The organism is Candidatus Palauibacter sp., assembly GCF_965216145.1.
Lineage (GTDB): Bacteria > Gemmatimonadota > Gemmatimonadetes > Palauibacterales > Palauibacteraceae > Palauibacter.
Map to the genome: position 1 here is coordinate 1,960,720 of NZ_OZ244149.1, position 15,549 is coordinate 1,976,268.

Genomic DNA, 15,549 nt, shown 5'->3' on the forward strand with positions numbered 1-15,549 from the left:
CCGCTAGCGCCGGATATATTTCCGCATCTGTCGGGGACCCACTTCCGCCCCGTACAGGTTTCCGTGCGCGTCGATCGCGATCCCCTCGGCCCCGCTCGTTCCCGAGGCGTCCGGATTCGGCTCGGGGTCGGGGATGAAAGCCGTCACCCACCCGGACGCCGCGTCGCCGATGTAGATCCCGCGCAGCCATCCCTTGTTGCGGCGTGCGTTCGACTCCGAGTCCGTCGAGTACAGCACGTCGTTCTCGTCGATGAACAGACCGCTCGGACGCCCGAACTGATACCAGGTCTCGATATGGTTCCCCTCCTGGTCGAAGATCTGGACGCGACTGTTTCCGCGGTCGCCGACGAACAGGCGTCCCTGCGAGTCCATGGCGAGCGCGTGCGGGTCGCGGAACTCTCCGTTCGCCGTCCCCATCCGCCCCCACTCCATGAGGAAGGTGCCGTCGGGCGCGAACTTGATGATGCGGTTGTTGCCCCCGGCGTCGTGTCCGTCCGCCACGAAGATGCTCCCGTCGGGCGCGACGAGGATGTCCGACGGTTTGTTGAAGTGGTTCGGCCCGTCGCCGGCGACGCCCTTCTCGCCCAGCGTCATCAGGACCTCGCCCTCCGGACTGAACCTGTAGATGACGTGTCCCCAGCCCTCCGGTACCGGTGCGTATCCCACCGCGTCGGCCACCCACACGCTGCCGTCATCCTCCACGAACATCCCGTGCGGCCACGCGATCATCCCCGAACCGAAGCTCCGCACGAGGTTGCCCTCGGTGTCGAAGAGGAGGATCGGGTCGACGTCGCTTTCGACGCACAGGTTCGCGCCGCAGCGCTCGCCCACCCAGATGTGCTCGCCGTCGGGCGCCGGATAGACCGCGCTCGTTGCGCCCCAGCTTCGGCCGTCCGGAAGCTGTCCCCAGCCGTCCATCGCCATGTACGGGTTGGGCGCCGTCAACTGCGCCTGGAGCGTCCCCGCGCCCGGGCCCGCCGCCGCCAGCGCCAGGACCGCGAGAAGTATGATTCGTCTTGCGTCTTGCAATCCGCCCTCCTTCCGTGATGGGTCCGGTGACGATGCGACGTGATCGCCAAGCCGGGCAAGCGCAGGCATCCGCCCTCGCCGCCCTCGCCGCGGGGGCCCGAAGGCGTTCCCGCGGGAACGTCCGCTACGTCGCCTCGGGTTCCGTCGCGGGGCTGCCTCCCGCGGCCACGGTCGACCTCCCGCGGCTCTTCGCCTTGGCCGCCAGTCGGCCGAAGGGGCCGCTGATCGCCCATCCGGCGCCCACGATGATGAGGACGAGCGCCGCCCAGCGCATGAGCTGCGTGCCCAGCATCGCGTCGAAAACGGGCCACCGGAAGCGGTACGCCATCAGCGCGGAGCCGCGCTCCGTCATCCAGTGCCACCCCGTGTGCGCGAGCAGCGCCGATCCGATGATGGTCCCCATCCGTTCCGCCACCACCTTTCGGAACAACAGTTCGACCGCCGGGACAGCGAGGGCCACCACGAACAACTGCCCCAACTCCACCCCGACGTTGAAGGAGAGCAGGGAAGTGAGCAGATGTCCGCCGGCGAACTGGAGCGACTCGCTGAGCGCGAACGAGAAGCCGAAGCCGTGCACGAGTCCGAACCCGAACGCGAGCAGCCACCGCTTGCGCGGCTTGCCCCCCACGATGTTCTCGAGCGCCATGTAGACGATCGAGAGCGCGATCAGCGTCTCGATCAGCGGCGGAAACCAGAGCGCCCGCGGCGCGATGCCGAAGGCCGACGCGATGAGGGTGATCGAGTGCGCGATGGTGAACGACGTGATGACGGGAAGCAGACCCCACAACGTCCGCAGCGGGATGACGAGACAGAGCAGGAAGAGGAGGTGGTCGATCCCGTCCAGGATATGCGTGAAGCCGAGCGACACGAAGCGGAGCGCCGCCTGGTGCCAGCGGGGGTCGAGCCGCACGAGTCCCGGATCCCCGACGTACTGGAAGGCGCGTTCCGGCCGATCCGGGGGGCGCAGGCGCAGGACCGTGACCGTGCGCAGCCCGAGGTGCGCGAAGGCCGGGTCGATCGAGAAACGCGACCGGTCCGACTCGATCTCGTACTCCAGCAGCACGTCGAGCAGCGCTTGCCGCCACGGCAGTTGTAGCCCGGGATCGAGCGGCGGGTCGTCGAAATGCGCCAGCGCCGTCTCGTACGTGGCGAAGGAACGGTCCGAGGGTAGGGAGACCCGCGTGGCCACGATCCGCGGCGTCCCCAGGCGGCGGTCCTCTTCAAGGAAGGTGACGTAGTCCGCGAGCCAGAGCTGCGCCGCGTCGCGAAGGAACGGACCCGCGGCCTCCAGATCGAGATACCCCAAGCCGTACTGCGGAAACTCGATGTCGCGCATGGCCTCGAGCGGCGCCCGGACGAGGAAGCGGAGCCGCCGACCCTCCGGCGTGACGAAGGCCTGCACCGTGACGTCCGACGGAATCTCGTGCAGCACCGCCAGGCCGGGCACCTCCGGCGTCGCGGGATCGGCTGCGGCCCGCAGCCCGCCGACCGGGACCGACAAGCCGCCGACGGCGAGCGCGAGCCCGGTCAAGGTCGTTGTCCGGCAGCGGGCGTCCATTCACGATCTCCGAAGTCCGTGACGTTTCGAGATGAGGCCTGTTCGTCGGGAACGATGGTGCGGTTGGCCCGTGGCGTCGACCCCGGCAGCGTCTCTGGACGAATGTGGACGGGACAGGTAGCGTGAACGAGCGCGGCACGGTACACGATCGGCAAGGAGATACAGCATGACTGGGAAGCAACGGACCCTCATCCTGGGTGCGGTCGCCGGCGTCGTCATCGCGCTCGCGTGCGGCCAGGCGGCGATGGACGACGGGGCTCAGGCCAGCGAAGGGCAGGGCGTCGAGGCGCCGATGTTCGAAGTGGACCCCTTCTGGCCGCAGCCGCTGCCGGATCACTGGGTGCTCGGGTCGGCGATCGGGGTCGGGGTGGACTCCCGCGACCACGTGTTCATCATCCACCGCGGCAACCTCACCGAACGCACCGAAGGCGGGGCCGATGCCGACCCGCCCATCGGCGAGTGCTGCCGGGCCGCGCCCCCCGTGCTCGAGTTCGATCCCGAGGGCAACCTCGTGAATTCGTGGGGCGGCCCCTCCGACGACTACGTATGGCCCGCCTCGAACCACGGGATCACGGTCGACCACATGGACAACCTGTGGATCGGCGGCAACGGCGCGAGTGACTCGCATATCCTGAAGTTCTCGCGCGACGGCGAATTCCTGGCGTCCTACGGGGAGCCGGAGGTCGGGGAGGAGCCTGACAGCAACAGCGAGACGCGCTTCAACCGCGTCGCCAAGCTGGCCTTCGACGGTGAGGCCAATGAGGCCTACCTCGCCGACGGGTACGGCGGGCGCCGCGTCGCGGTGCTCGACGCATCGACGGGCGCCTTCAAGCGCTACTGGGGCGCGTACGGAAACGTCCCGGACGACACGCCGACGCCGCGCTACGATCCGGACGCGCCGCTCATCCAGCAGTTCCGGACGCCCGTGCACTGCGCCGAGCCGTCGCTCGACGGCTTCGTGTACGTATGCGACCGTCCCAACGACCGCCTCCAGGTCTTTCAGACGGACGGCACGTACGTCGATGAGGTGCGGATCGCGCCGCGCACGCTGGGCGACGGGTCGACGTGGGACATCGCCTTCTCGCGCGACCCGGAGCAGAAATACATGTACCTGGCGGACGGGAAGAATATGCGGGTCTACATCATGGACCGCGCCACGCTCGAGATCCTGACCAGCTTCGGCGATGGCGGCCGGCAGCCAGGCCAGTTCTTCGCGGTCCACAGCATCGCGACGGACTCCCAGGGCAACATCTACACGACGGAGACCTACGAGGGGAAGCGGGTCCAGAAGTTCGTGTACATGGGAATGGGCCAGGTCTCCGCCGAGAACCAGGGTCCGCCATGGCCGCGCGGCGACCAGTAGCCGGGCCGGTCGCGTTTCACGGCCGGACTCACAAGGGACGGGGGCGCCTCTCTCGGGGGCGCCCCCGTTTTCAGTCCCGCGAGGAGGGACCATGAACAGGAAGCGTCGAACCCTTACTTGTGGCTTGTTCGCGGGCGTCGGTATTGCGCTCGCCTGCGGGCAGGCGGCGATGGACGACAGTGGCTCGGCCGCGGCGGGATCGGGCGTCGAGGCGCCGATGTTCGAGGTGGATCCGTTCTGGCCGAAGCCGCTGCCCGAACACTGGCTGCTCGGCTCGACCGTCGGCGTCGGCGTGGACTCCCGCGATCACGTGTTCATCATCCACCGTCGCGCCTCGATCAACCCGGGCACCGAACTGGGAGCGGAAGCGGATCCGCCGACGAGTGAGTGCTGCCGCGCCGCGCCCGAGGTGCTCGAGTTCGATCCGGAGGGCAATCTCGTCAACTCGTGGGGCGGTCCCTCCGACGGGTACGTGTGGCCGGAGTCGAACCACGGGATCACCGTCGACCACATGGACAACGTGTGGATCGGCGGCAACGGAGCGACCGACTCGCACATCCTGAAGTTCTCGCGCGACGGCGAGTTCCTGGCGTCGTACGGCCAACCGGCGTTGGGGCAGGAACCCGACAGCCACAGCGAGACACGCTTCAACCGCGTGGCCAAGGTCGCCGTCGATGCCGAGGCCAACGAGGCATACGTCGCCGATGGTTATGGAGGACGCCGCGTCGCGGTGCTGGACGCGTCGAGCGGAGCCTTCAAGCGCTACTGGGGCGCGTACGGCAACCCGCCCGACGACACGCCGACGCCGCCCTACGATCCGGACGCTCCGCCTCCGCAGCAGTTCCGGACGCCGGTCCACTGCGCCGACCCCTCGCTCGATGGGCTGGTGTACGTATGTGACCGAGCCAACAGCCGGATCCAGGTCTTCCGGCGGGACGGGACGTTCGTCGACGAGGTGGGGATCGCCCCCCGCACGCTGGGCGCAGGGTCCACCTGGGACCTCGCCTTCTCGCGCGATCCGGCCCAGCGTTACATGTACGTCGCCGACGGGTCGAACCATCGGGTCCACGTCATGGACCGGGCTTCGCTCGAGGTCCTGACCACCTTTGGCGACGGGGGCCGCCAACCCGGCCTCTTCATCGGCGTGCACAGCATCGCGACCGACTCGCAGGGCAACGTGTACACGACGGAGACGTACGAGGGGAAGCGGATCCAGAAGTTCGTATACATGGGCATGGGCCCGGTGTCGGCGGCAAACCAGGGCGCCCCCTGGCCCGGCGGGCAGTAGCCCGCTGGCGCGGCGAGCCGATGCCACGATGCGGGCACCCGCGCGCTAGAAGACCGAAGCCTGTAGCCGCGTGTACAGGTAGCGGCCGTTGAAGCCCATCGCCGACGTCGAGCGGTAGGAGAAGATCCCGCCCAGCGCGTCCACGCGGGTCGGGAAGGCGTTGAAGATGTTCTCGCCGCCGACCGTCAGCCGCCAGCGGCCGCCGACCACCCACGTCACCTCCGCGTCGAACGTGACCTTCGACTCGAGGCGGCGGATTCGGTTCGGGTGTTCCCCTCTCCCGAGCGCGAGCAGTTCCTCCTGCGCGCCGTAGACGTTGGCGCCGAGTCCGAACCGGAAAGCGCCGGTCGAGAGTCCCGCCCGGAAGGCGCCGCGCCAGTCCGGGAGGCCCTCCTCGAGGTGGAAGACGTCGAACGCGTCGTAGATCGCGGAGGTCTCGTCCCTCAGTATAGGGTTCTCCTCCACGCAGGCCGCGATGTCGTCGCCGGGGCAGCGTCCCTTCACCTGGCTCCAGTTCGCCGCGGCCCCGAACTCGAACAGTGACGCGTCGCCGAGCCTCCGGCGCCAGTTGACCGCCGCGTCCACCCCGTAGGAGCGGATATCGAGTGCGTTCGAGAAGAACCGGATCGATTCCGTCCCGTAGTCCGCCAGCAACCGCTTGACACGGTTGCTCGAGAGCGGGTTCGACAGGATGATGGCTTCGTCCACCTCCGTCACGTATCCGTCGACCGTGAGGTGAAGGTTGTCCGCCGGCGTCAGGGCGAAGCCGGCGCTCAGCGAGCGTGCCTTCTCCATGGTGAGCGGGACCGCGCCGAGGGCCCTCACCTGAGCTGTCTCCAGAGGAAACTCGCCCACCTCGAACGGGGTCGGGTTCTCCGGATCGTCCGGATCCTCCCGGCGGCCCGCCGTGATGTGGCCGTAGTGGGACTGGCTCAGCGCGGGCGCCCGGAAGCCGGTCGAGGCTCCGGCCCGAAAGATGACGTCTTCCGACAGTCGGAGCCGGGCGGCGAGCTTCCCGCTCAGCGCGCCGCCCAGGTCCTCGTAGCGCTCGTAGCGCGCGGCCGCCGAGACCAGGATCCGGGGCAGCAGAGGCGCCTCGAGTTCCCCGTACACGCCGAGGTTGGAGCGGCCCCGGCGCCCGCCCTCCGCCGGTCGAAAGCCGGTGAACCGCTGGGAACCGGAGGCCGCGATGCCGCCGCTCTGGCTGGCGCGGAAACCGTCGGTGTACGACGCCCTCTCACCCTCGATCACGAGGTAGTGGTCGCGCCGGAACGAGGCTCCGAGCGCAAGCGTGACGTCGCCTCCCCCGAGCCCCAGGTCGAGCCGCCGCCACACGTCGGTGTTCGCCAGGAACTGGCCGTTCTCGAGCGAGCCGGCGTAGAAGCGCGTCTGGTTCGGGCACGGCGCCTCGGGACAGGGACCGAGGGAAGGGTTGAGCGTGTCGAAGAGGTCGATGTCGACGCGGTTCGAGCCGTATTGCGCGCTCACGTCCCAGTTCCAGCCGAGCTCCGTCCCCCGCGCCCCCGCGACGCCGAAGAGGTCACGCGTGGCGGAATCGAACGTCGGCAGGAAGCCGAACGGATGGATCTGCGGCCAGTTGCGGTCGTCCATCGACCGCACGTAGAGATCCGAATGCCGCTCCCGACGCTTGCTGAAGCCGCCGAACGCGTAGAGTTGCGCCGCGTCCGGGGCGTCTCCGAGCAGAAGCTCGAAGTTGGTGAGGAACATCCGGCCCGTGGACTCGCCATCCCCCCACCGGTGGGTCGGTTGCGGCACCTCGTTGTTCTTGCGGATGACGGATCCGTGATCCACGAAGTCGGCATCGCCGGGGACGATCTGGTCGCGCGGATCGGCGCCCGCGCGGTTCGTGGGGTCTCGCTGGGTGAGTCCGCCCGTGAGGTTGAGCACCCCGCGCCGGCCGATCGCGACCCCCCAGTGTCCCGACAGGTCGTAGCGCGACCCGTCGTCGTCCCATTCGTCCGGAAAGTGGTGTCCGACCGAGGCGATGAACTCGGGTGCCGAGACCGTATTCCTGAGTCGCAGATTGATGACGCCGGCGATCGCATCCGACCCGTATTGAGCCGCGGCCGCGTCGCGCAGGATCTCCATGCGACCCACGGCCTGTAGCGGGAAGGCGTTCATGTCGACTCCGCTCGAGCCGGGGAAGGCCCCTCCGCCGGACGTGTGAACGACGGCCGTGGCGTGGCGGCGCTTCCCGTTCACCAGGACCAGCGTGTGGTCCGGCGACAGTCCGCGCAGCTGGAACGGCCGGACGCCCGACGTGAGGTCCGCCCCCTGTCGGCGCGGGAAGTAGACCGAGGGTGCGAGCTCGTTCAGCGCCGCGGCCATTTCCACCTGCGCGCTCTCGGCGATCCGCCGGGCCGGGTGGAAGTCCACCGCCACGGCCAACTCGTCCAGAGCGCCGTGCGGGGCCCGCGACCCGATCACGCGAGTGGTGCCGTTCACGGGGACCGCCGCCCCGATCGCAAAATCCCGGTGCGCTCGCTGGCCGGTCGTGACCCGCACCTCCGCCTCGACCCCAACGAACCCGGCGCCCTCCACGCGAACCGTCCGAATCCCGGCCGCCACGTCGTCGATGAGGTAGCGTCCCTGCCGGGAGGTCAGCGTGCCGAGCGGCGTGCCGGCGACCGTGACCCGCGCCCCCGCGAGCGGCCGCCCGTCGTCCGCGAACACCCGGCCGCCGACGCTCCCCTGTGCCGAGGCGCCGCGGGGTGCGGCCGCCACGAGAAGCAGAATCCCGAGAGCGAACCGCGCGCATCTCACGCCGGACGGCGCCACCGCCCGTTACCCGCCGACGTTCTCGAACAGGAAGAGGAGGTCGTCGATCTCGTCGATCCCCGTGATGTCGAGGTCCCCGTCGTTGTCCCGGTCGTGGAGGATCGCGCAGGACGCCGCGGTCCGGGCCGCGAGTACCTCGGGGCGTCTCAGGAAGCGTCCCCCGGCGTTCTCGAAGATCACGAAGTGGCCGCTGTCGAAGTCCGACGTGAGGATATCGAGATCTCCGTCTCCGTCGAGATCCCCCGCGTCGATCGCGAGGGGGAAGCCGTCCAGCGGGTGCTCCTCCGCGAGGGACAGCGCCCCCTCCGGCCCACCGCGAAGGATCGCGAGAGAGGCCGCGGCTCCGTTCACCGCGGCCGCGTCGACCCGCCCGTCACCATCCAGGTCGCCCGACGCGAGCATCCACGCGTCACCGGATGAGACGCGCCCGAGCGCCTCGAAGGTGCCGTCCCCGCGCGAGGCCAGGGTGATGACCTCGTCCGAGCCGCGGGTGCCGACGAAGACATCCATCAGACCGTCTCCGTTCACGTCGCCGGGGGCACAGGACCACTCGCCGTCCCCGACGTCCATGGTGCCAATCCGCGAGAAAGTCCCGCCGGAGTTCCGGAACAGCGCGACACGGTTCGCGTTGAACGCGGTGGCGACGAGATCGGCGTCGCCGTCGTTCTCGAAGTCGACCAGGCACACGCCGCGCACTCCCTCGCCCACATTGAGATTCTGCATGTGCGTCATGCCGCCGGCTCCGTCGCCGAAGAACACGGCGGCGAGCGAGCCGCGCGCGTTACCCACCACGAGGTCGATGTCGCCGTCGCCGTCGAGGTCCGCACCCTCGTTGGTGCTCGGGTCGACCCCGCCCGGCACGGGGACGATGGTGAAGTCTCCGTAGCCGCCGGCCCCGTCGTTGAGGAAGATGCGGATGTCGACGGACTGTTCGTTCGGCAGGATGAGGTCCGACCAGCCGTCCCCGTTCAGGTCCCCGGCGTAGGCGCCGTACGTCTGGATATGGGCCTCGCCCGGCCGCCGCACCGGCAGGGTGGCGATGCCGCGCTGGGCGAACGAGCCGGGCGCGGAGGCGGTGCGGAAGGTCCATGTATGTCCGAGGCCGAACTCGTCCTCCGTCCCCCCGTACGAGCCGGCCACGAGCGTCGCGGTGACCTCTTCGCCGGCGGCGAACGGTTCCGATGGACGGATGCGCAGGGCCCGATCCTGCTCCCCGAGCTCGAGCGCGACCTCGGCGACGCCGGACCAGCGCCCGAACACCCTCACATCCAGACTCTCGAGCCGCGACCTGTCGAGCGGCCTGTCGAAAGTGATGAGGAGATCGCCGTCGCGCGGAGCGGCCCGGGCGTTCGGGGCCGGCGTCAGCGACTGGACGGCGACAAACGGGAGCGGTTGGGGAACCGGGCCGGGCAGCGTGACGGGGTCACCGCAGGCGGCCGAGCAGACCGCCATTGCGACCCTGGGCGAAAGCGTGCCGAGGGGCGACTTACGGGTTTTCGTCATGGGCGCATCCTCCGCGGGTCGCCGGGAAGATGCTCTGCCGCCGGATGCAGGGACAGTTCGCGAATGGAGGAAAGACGGCTAGCGGCCGGACCAACCCATCCTGCGTCCGCTGGTTCCCGGGCCGCCGGTTCCCGGGCCGCCGGGGTCCCAGCCGCGTCCCTTGCCGGGCAGGCTGAACCCGGGGCGGATCCCGAGCCCCCCGGAGCCCGCGGTGATGCAGTCGGTTCCGACACCCGAGATGGTCACTCCGCCGCCTCCAAAACCTCGCCCGGGAGTGCTTGAGGTCCAGCGGTCGCCCTGGCCCGGAAAGGCCCCGGACTCGGGTCTGCGCCGCAGTATGCCTCGATTGCTCGCCGGCGCCTCCGCCGCGGGCTCACCGAGCGCAGGCAACGCCAGCGGGGATTCGGGGATGGCCACGAAGGCGAGCCGACCGGCCGTCGACGTCCCCACCCCTCGCACCGATACCGAAGGGAGTTCGGCGGGCAGGGTGGCCGCCGGCGCGGCGGCCTGCCCGGATGTCCCGGCCGACGAACCCGCCGATCCACCGGCCGGAAGCACGCCGGGCGGCCGAATCCGGACCACCTCGATGACCCGCTCTGACGCGGGCTCGATCTCCGGACCCGGGCGGTCGAGGCCCCCGGCCGCGGTGCGACTCTCGGGAATCGCCAGGGTGACCCACGCGAGCAGCGCGCCGTGGAACAGCGCGGAAGCAGCCAGCGAGATGGCCATGCGCCCGCGAGCCCGGGGTCGACGCCACCCGGCGCCACCCGATCGTCCATCTGCCGCAGGAGACATCCGTCGCATTGAACCTCCGCCGACCGTGTGCCCGATCGCTCTGCGAGCGCTGATGCGCACCTTCCCTGTGCGAAGACGACCGAACCCGGTTTCGGGTCACATCCAGCCGCGCCCGCCTCTCGCACGCTGTACGCCGCGCGAGCCGGGCGCAAGATTCCGGGCTGGACTCCAATCGGGGACTCTTGAAGGAGAACGCACCAAAGTGGCACACCCTCGCTTCTCTCGACTGACGCCGCGGCTCGCGAAGACCCTCCTCCTGCTGACGCTTCTCGGCTCGACGACGACGCCGGCCGCGGGAGGACAGGAGGTCGATGAGCGGTACCTCGACCTCCTCGAATGGCGCTCGATCGGCCCCACTCGCGGCGGCCGCGTGCTCGGCGTCGCCGGCCACCCCACCGACGATCTCGTGTTCTACCAGGGGAGCGCCGGCGGCGGAGTCTGGAAGACGGAGGATGGCGGGGCGAACTGGCGCAACGTCTCCGACGGCTTCTTCGGTACGGGCTCCGTCGGCGCCGTGGAGGTCAGCCGCTCGAGCCCCGAGGTCGTGTACGTCGGGATGGGCGAGACGTGCATCCGCGGCAACGCATCGCACGGCGACGGCGTCTACCGGTCCGACGACGGCGGGGCGAACTGGCGCCACCTCGGGCTGGCCGAGACGCTCCAGATCGCCCGCGTCCGGGTGCACCCCCGGGACCCCGACATCGCGTGGGTGGCGGCGCTCGGCGACGCCTGGGGCCCCAGCGAGGCGCGCGGCGTCTACCGCACCCGCGACGGGGGCGCCACCTGGGAGAAGGTGCTGTACCGTGACGAGAACAGCGGTGCGATCGACCTCGTCCTCGATCCCGCGAACCCCGACATCCTGTACGCGTCGCTCCTCGAACTGCGTCGCTTTCCGTGGGGCTTCCGCAGCGCGGGACCCGGCACCGGGCTCTTCAAGAGTACGGATGGCGGCGACACCTGGACCGAATTGACGGACAACCCCGGCCTCCCGTCCGGCCTCAAGGGACGGATCGGGATCACCGTCTCGCCTCGGAACTCGCAGCGGCTGTGGGCGATCATCGACGCGGCCCGCGGCGTGAAGGGGATCTTCCGCTCGGACGACGCCGGCGAGACATGGACCCGCGTCAACGAGGACGCCAACCTCCTGCAGCGCCCGTGGTACTACCACCACATCGTGGCGGACGCCGGCGATGAGAACGCCGTCTTCGTCCTCAACGTCTTCCTGTGGAAGTCGACCGATGGGGGCGAGACCTTCTCGCGCGTGTTCACGCCCCACCCGGACCACCACGACCTGTGGATCGACCCGGACGACCCCCGCCGGATGATCAACGGGAGCGACGGGGGAGGCGCGGTGAGCTTCGACGGGGGCCTCTCCTGGTCCAGCCTCCTGAATCAGGCGACCGCGCAGCTCTATCACGTGGTCGCGGACCATCAGACGCCGTATCGCCTCTACGCCTCGCAGCAGGACAACACGTCGATCTCCGTCGCCAGCCGTTCGGATTTCGGCCGCATCTCGATCGAGGACTGGTATACGGTCGGCGGGGGCGAGGACGGATACGTCGCCGTCAACATCGAGGACCCGAACATCGTCTACGCGGGCGATCACCACTGGGTGTACCGCTACGATCACCGCAACCGGCAGGTCAGGGACATCTCCCCGAATCCCGAGACGCACTACGGCTGGGGTTCGGCCGACATCAACTACCGCTTCTGGTGGACCTATCCGGTGATGACATCGCCGCACGATCCGAACGTGCTCTACGTCACGTCGCAGCACGTGCACCGCACGCGGGACGAAGGACACAGCTGGGAGGTCATCAGCCCGGACCTCACGCGCGCGGATCCCCGCACGCTGGAGCCGACCCCCGTCCACGAAGACGAGGAGACGGGAGAATACTGGGGACCGATCACGCGAGAGGCGTACGGCCCCGAGTGGTACGCGACGATCTTCGCCTTCGCCGAATCCCCGGTTCAGCCGGGGCTCCTGTGGGCGGGGTCCGATGACGGGTACATCCACGTGTCGCGGGACGGGGGCGCGAACTGGGAGGACGTGACGATCCCCGACCTCCCGGAGTTCGCCCTCATCTCGATCCTGGAGCCATCCCCGCACGACCCCGCCACCGCCTACGTCGCCGCGACACGCTACAAGCTCTCTGACCACACCCCGTACCTCTACCGGACGACCGACTACGGGGAGACGTGGACCCGGATCACGGACGGGATCCCCGCGGACGATTTCACGCGCGTGATCCGCGAAGATCCGGGGCGGGCGGGACTCCTGTACGCCGGGGCGGAGCGCGGGGTCTACGCCTCGTTCGACGCCGGGGACTCCTGGCAGCCGCTGAGCCTCAACCTGCCGGTGGTGCCCATCCACGACCTCGTGCTGCGGGATGGAGACCTCGCAGCGGCCACGCACGGGCGCTCGTTCTGGGTGCTCGACAACGTTGAACTGCTGCACCAGTTCACGCCCGGCGAGACCGCCGAGGCGCCGCGGCTCTTCCGCCCGCGCACGACGATCCGCTACAACCCCGGGGCCTCGCCCGCCGCGCTCTTCTCGGCCATGGGGCGGCCGGGGGCCGGCGACCCGGCGGGGGCCAATCCGCCGGATGGCGTGGTGATCCCGTACTACTTGCCCGAGGCCGCCCCGGTGGGGGTCACGCTTCGAGTCCTCGAGGACGGGGCGCTGATCCGGGAATTCTCGAGCGCGTCGGCTCCGGGGGCGACGGGCGCGGACTTCCTCGGCCAGGCGGCGAGTGGTGGGGCGCTCTCGGCGGACGCCGGCGCGCACGCCTTCGAATGGGACCTGCGCGTGGAGCCGGCCGGGCTGCTCGACGGCGCGGTCTTCCAGGGCAGCGCGAACGGCCCGCGCGTGCCGCCGGGCGACTACACGGTCGAACTGGGCGTCGGCGACCTGACGCTCTCGGAGCCCTTCTCGATCGTGCGCGACCCGCGGGTCGACGTCACCGACGCGGAACTCCGGGAACAGTTCGAGTTTCTACTGGCGGCGAGGGACCGCCTCACCGAGACGATGGAACTCGTGGGCAGGATCCGGGACATGCGCGGCCGCGCCGAGCAGGCCGTCGAGCGCGGAGGGGGAGGAGACCGCCTGCGGGCCGCGCTCGCGGAGTTGAACGACGAACTCTATCCGGTCGAGGAGCGCCTCGTGCAGTACCGGGCCCGCGCCGGCCAGGATCTGATCGCGAACCCCACCGGCATCGACAGCAAGCTGGCCCGGCTCATGGGATTCGCCTCGATGGGAGACGGCCCGCCCACGCAGGGGCAACTGGAGCTGCTGGCGCGGCTCGCCGAGGGCATCGAGGCGCGCGCGGCCGCCATCGACGAGATCGAGCGCACGAGCTACGCCGCACTCGTGCGCCTCGTTCCCTGACGGTGAGAGCCCCGCGGTGCGGACGCCCCGGGCTGTTAGCCCCGGCCGCGGGTCGTGATCACGATCGCGCCGACGTATCCGGCGCCGCCGTAGCGGGCGGAGGCTTGCGTGCGCGACAGGATCTCGATCCGGCTCACTTCATCGATCGACATCTCGCGGAGCGCGTTAACGGCATCGGGTTCGCGCCGCTCGTTGATCCGCACCACGACGGACTGCATCCGGGAGACCGACCAACGGCTCGCCGTCACCGACTGGAGGAGGATTCTCTCTCCGCCGGTGCGGCGGTCGAACCGGAGGAGCGAGTGCTGGCGCAAGAGCTCGTACACGGTCATCTCGGGGAAGGCGAGAAGATCCTCGCCGCGGATGATCTCGGAGCCGAGGACTCGGGTCCGGCCACCGCCACCCGAGGCGAGGGACCCGACCTCGAGGCGCCCCTCGGCCTCGCCGGCCAGCGAGATCTCCACATCCTGCTGGGCGAGCACGGCGCTCGTGGTGTACGGAACCTCGGGGCCGCGCCGGTCCGCGAAGATGGCCCGCAGCGAGACTTCCGTGTCCTTCGGGAGGCCGCAGATGGTGTAGACGCCCTCCATGTTCGTCTGGGCCTCGGCACGCTGCCGGGCATCGCCCTCTACCCAACTCGCCGCTACGGTCGCGCCGGGCACGAGGGTTCCCGCCTCCGGATCGGTCACGAAGCCGACGACGGCCGCCTCCGTCTCCTCGCTGCGGCCGGGGCAGAAGTCGGCGAACGACTGGGCCGCCGCCGATTCCGCAACGACGAAGAACAGGGCGGGCGCCGCAAGGCGCGCGAAAGATTTGCGCATGTCGACCTCTCTACTCATGGCTGGCCCCGGGCGTCATGCCGTGGGGCGGTGCGGGGACTGGTTAGCGGTTGCGCGTCGTGATCGCGATCGCGCCGACGAACCCGTCGCCGCCGTAGCGCGCGGAAGCCTCGGTACGCGACAGGATCTCGATCCGGCCCACCTCATCGATCGACATCTCGCGGAGCGCGTTGACGCCGTCGCCCTCTCGCCGTTCGTTGATCCGCACCTGAATCCGCTGCAGCCGTCCCGCCCGGAGACTCGAAGACGCCGACGTGAGGAGGATGACCTCACCCTCCCCGCTGCGGCGGTCGAACCTGAGGAGCTGGTGCTGGCGCAACAGGTCGTACACGCTCATCTCGGGAAGGTCGAGAAGATCCTCGGCCCGGATGACCTCGGAGCTGAGGATTCGGCTGCGGCCGCCACCCGCGGCGAGCGACCCGACCTCCTGACGTGTGTCGGGCTCCGCGGTCAGCGAGATCTCCAGGTCCTGCTGGGCGAGCACGGCGGCCGTGGTGTAGGGGACCGCCTCTCCGCGCCGGTCCCCGAAGCTGACCCGCAGCGAGACTTCCGTGTCCTTCGGCAGGTCACAGATGGTGTAAACGCCCTCCATGTTCGTCTGCGCTTCGGCGCGCTGCCGGGCGTTGTCGCGCACCCAGCTCGCCGCGACCATCGCGCCGGGTACGATCGTCCCGGCCTCCGGATCGGTCACGAAGCCGACGACGGCGGCCTCCGTCTCCTCGTTGCCGCCGGGGCAGAAGTCCGAGAACGACTGGGCCGCAGCCGTGTTCGCGAGGACGAGGAGCAGGACGGGCGCCACAAGGCGCGCGAACGATTTCCGCATGTCGACCCCTTTGCTCATCGTGCTCATCGCTGATCCTCTGACGCTGCCCGCTGGCCGGAGGGAATATCGCGGTGCGGACCGGTCTCGGACCCTTTAGGATACTCCGAGTCCGATTTGCGTTGTACGAGCCGTCGGCGCCCCGGCGACCGCGCTGGCGACCCGGG

At 69.8% G+C, this 15,549-nt stretch carries 10 protein-coding genes; 3 read left to right on the forward strand and 7 right to left on the reverse strand.

Features of this window, described 5'->3' with window-relative positions:
- Positions 1-3: 3 nt before the first annotated feature.
- A complete protein-coding gene (locus tag ACOOHF_RS08580) occupies positions 4-1,029 on the reverse strand; it encodes a peptidyl-alpha-hydroxyglycine alpha-amidating lyase family protein (protein WP_420464192.1) in 1,026 nt (341 codons plus the stop codon).
- Positions 1,030-1,153: 124 nt separating this feature from the next.
- Positions 1,154-2,587, reverse strand: coding sequence for a HupE/UreJ family protein (locus tag ACOOHF_RS08585; RefSeq protein ID WP_420464193.1), 1,434 nt, complete (start codon positions 2,585-2,587; stop codon positions 1,154-1,156).
- Between the two features lie 166 nt (positions 2,588-2,753).
- Here ACOOHF_RS08585 and ACOOHF_RS08590 point away from each other — a divergent pair, with 166 nt between their 5' ends.
- Together ACOOHF_RS08590 and ACOOHF_RS08595 are read left to right on the forward strand one after the other, a co-directional pair.
- Positions 2,754-3,950 carry a hypothetical protein gene (locus tag ACOOHF_RS08590; protein WP_420464194.1) on the forward strand — a complete coding sequence of 399 codons (1,197 nt, stop codon included), beginning with the start codon at positions 2,754-2,756 and terminating at the stop codon, positions 3,948-3,950.
- 91 nt (positions 3,951-4,041) lie between these two features.
- The gene (locus ACOOHF_RS08595; RefSeq protein ID WP_420464195.1) at positions 4,042-5,238 is read left to right on the forward strand and encodes a hypothetical protein; all 1,197 of its coding nucleotides are present in this window, start codon (positions 4,042-4,044) and stop codon (positions 5,236-5,238) included.
- Between the two features lie 45 nt (positions 5,239-5,283).
- Here the strand turns inward: ACOOHF_RS08595 and ACOOHF_RS08600 are convergent, their stop codons facing one another.
- From ACOOHF_RS08600 to ACOOHF_RS08610, 3 genes are all read right to left on the reverse strand, one after another.
- The gene (locus ACOOHF_RS08600; protein ID WP_420464196.1) at positions 5,284-8,022 is read right to left on the reverse strand and encodes a TonB-dependent receptor; all 2,739 of its coding nucleotides are present in this window, start codon (positions 8,020-8,022) and stop codon (positions 5,284-5,286) included.
- A gap of 21 nt (positions 8,023-8,043) precedes the next feature.
- Complete coding sequence (locus ACOOHF_RS08605) at positions 8,044-9,540, reverse strand: FG-GAP-like repeat-containing protein (RefSeq protein WP_420464197.1); 1,497 nt, start codon at positions 9,538-9,540, stop codon at positions 8,044-8,046.
- 78 nt (positions 9,541-9,618) lie between these two features.
- On the reverse strand, positions 9,619-10,335 hold the full coding sequence (locus ACOOHF_RS08610; protein WP_420464198.1) for a hypothetical protein: 717 nt from the start codon (positions 10,333-10,335) through the stop codon (positions 9,619-9,621).
- Between the two features lie 202 nt (positions 10,336-10,537).
- Here ACOOHF_RS08610 and ACOOHF_RS08615 point away from each other — a divergent pair, with 202 nt between their 5' ends.
- The gene (locus ACOOHF_RS08615; protein WP_420464199.1) at positions 10,538-13,723 is read left to right on the forward strand and encodes a WD40/YVTN/BNR-like repeat-containing protein; all 3,186 of its coding nucleotides are present in this window, start codon (positions 10,538-10,540) and stop codon (positions 13,721-13,723) included.
- A 35-nt stretch (positions 13,724-13,758) separates the two neighbouring features.
- Here the strand turns inward: ACOOHF_RS08615 and ACOOHF_RS08620 are convergent, their stop codons facing one another.
- Positions 13,759-14,544, reverse strand: coding sequence for a hypothetical protein (locus ACOOHF_RS08620; RefSeq protein ID WP_420464200.1), 786 nt, complete (start codon positions 14,542-14,544; stop codon positions 13,759-13,761).
- Between the two features lie 61 nt (positions 14,545-14,605).
- On the reverse strand, positions 14,606-15,403 hold the full coding sequence (locus ACOOHF_RS08625; RefSeq protein ID WP_420464201.1) for a TonB-dependent receptor: 798 nt from the start codon (positions 15,401-15,403) through the stop codon (positions 14,606-14,608).
- Positions 15,404-15,549 lie beyond the last annotated feature (146 nt).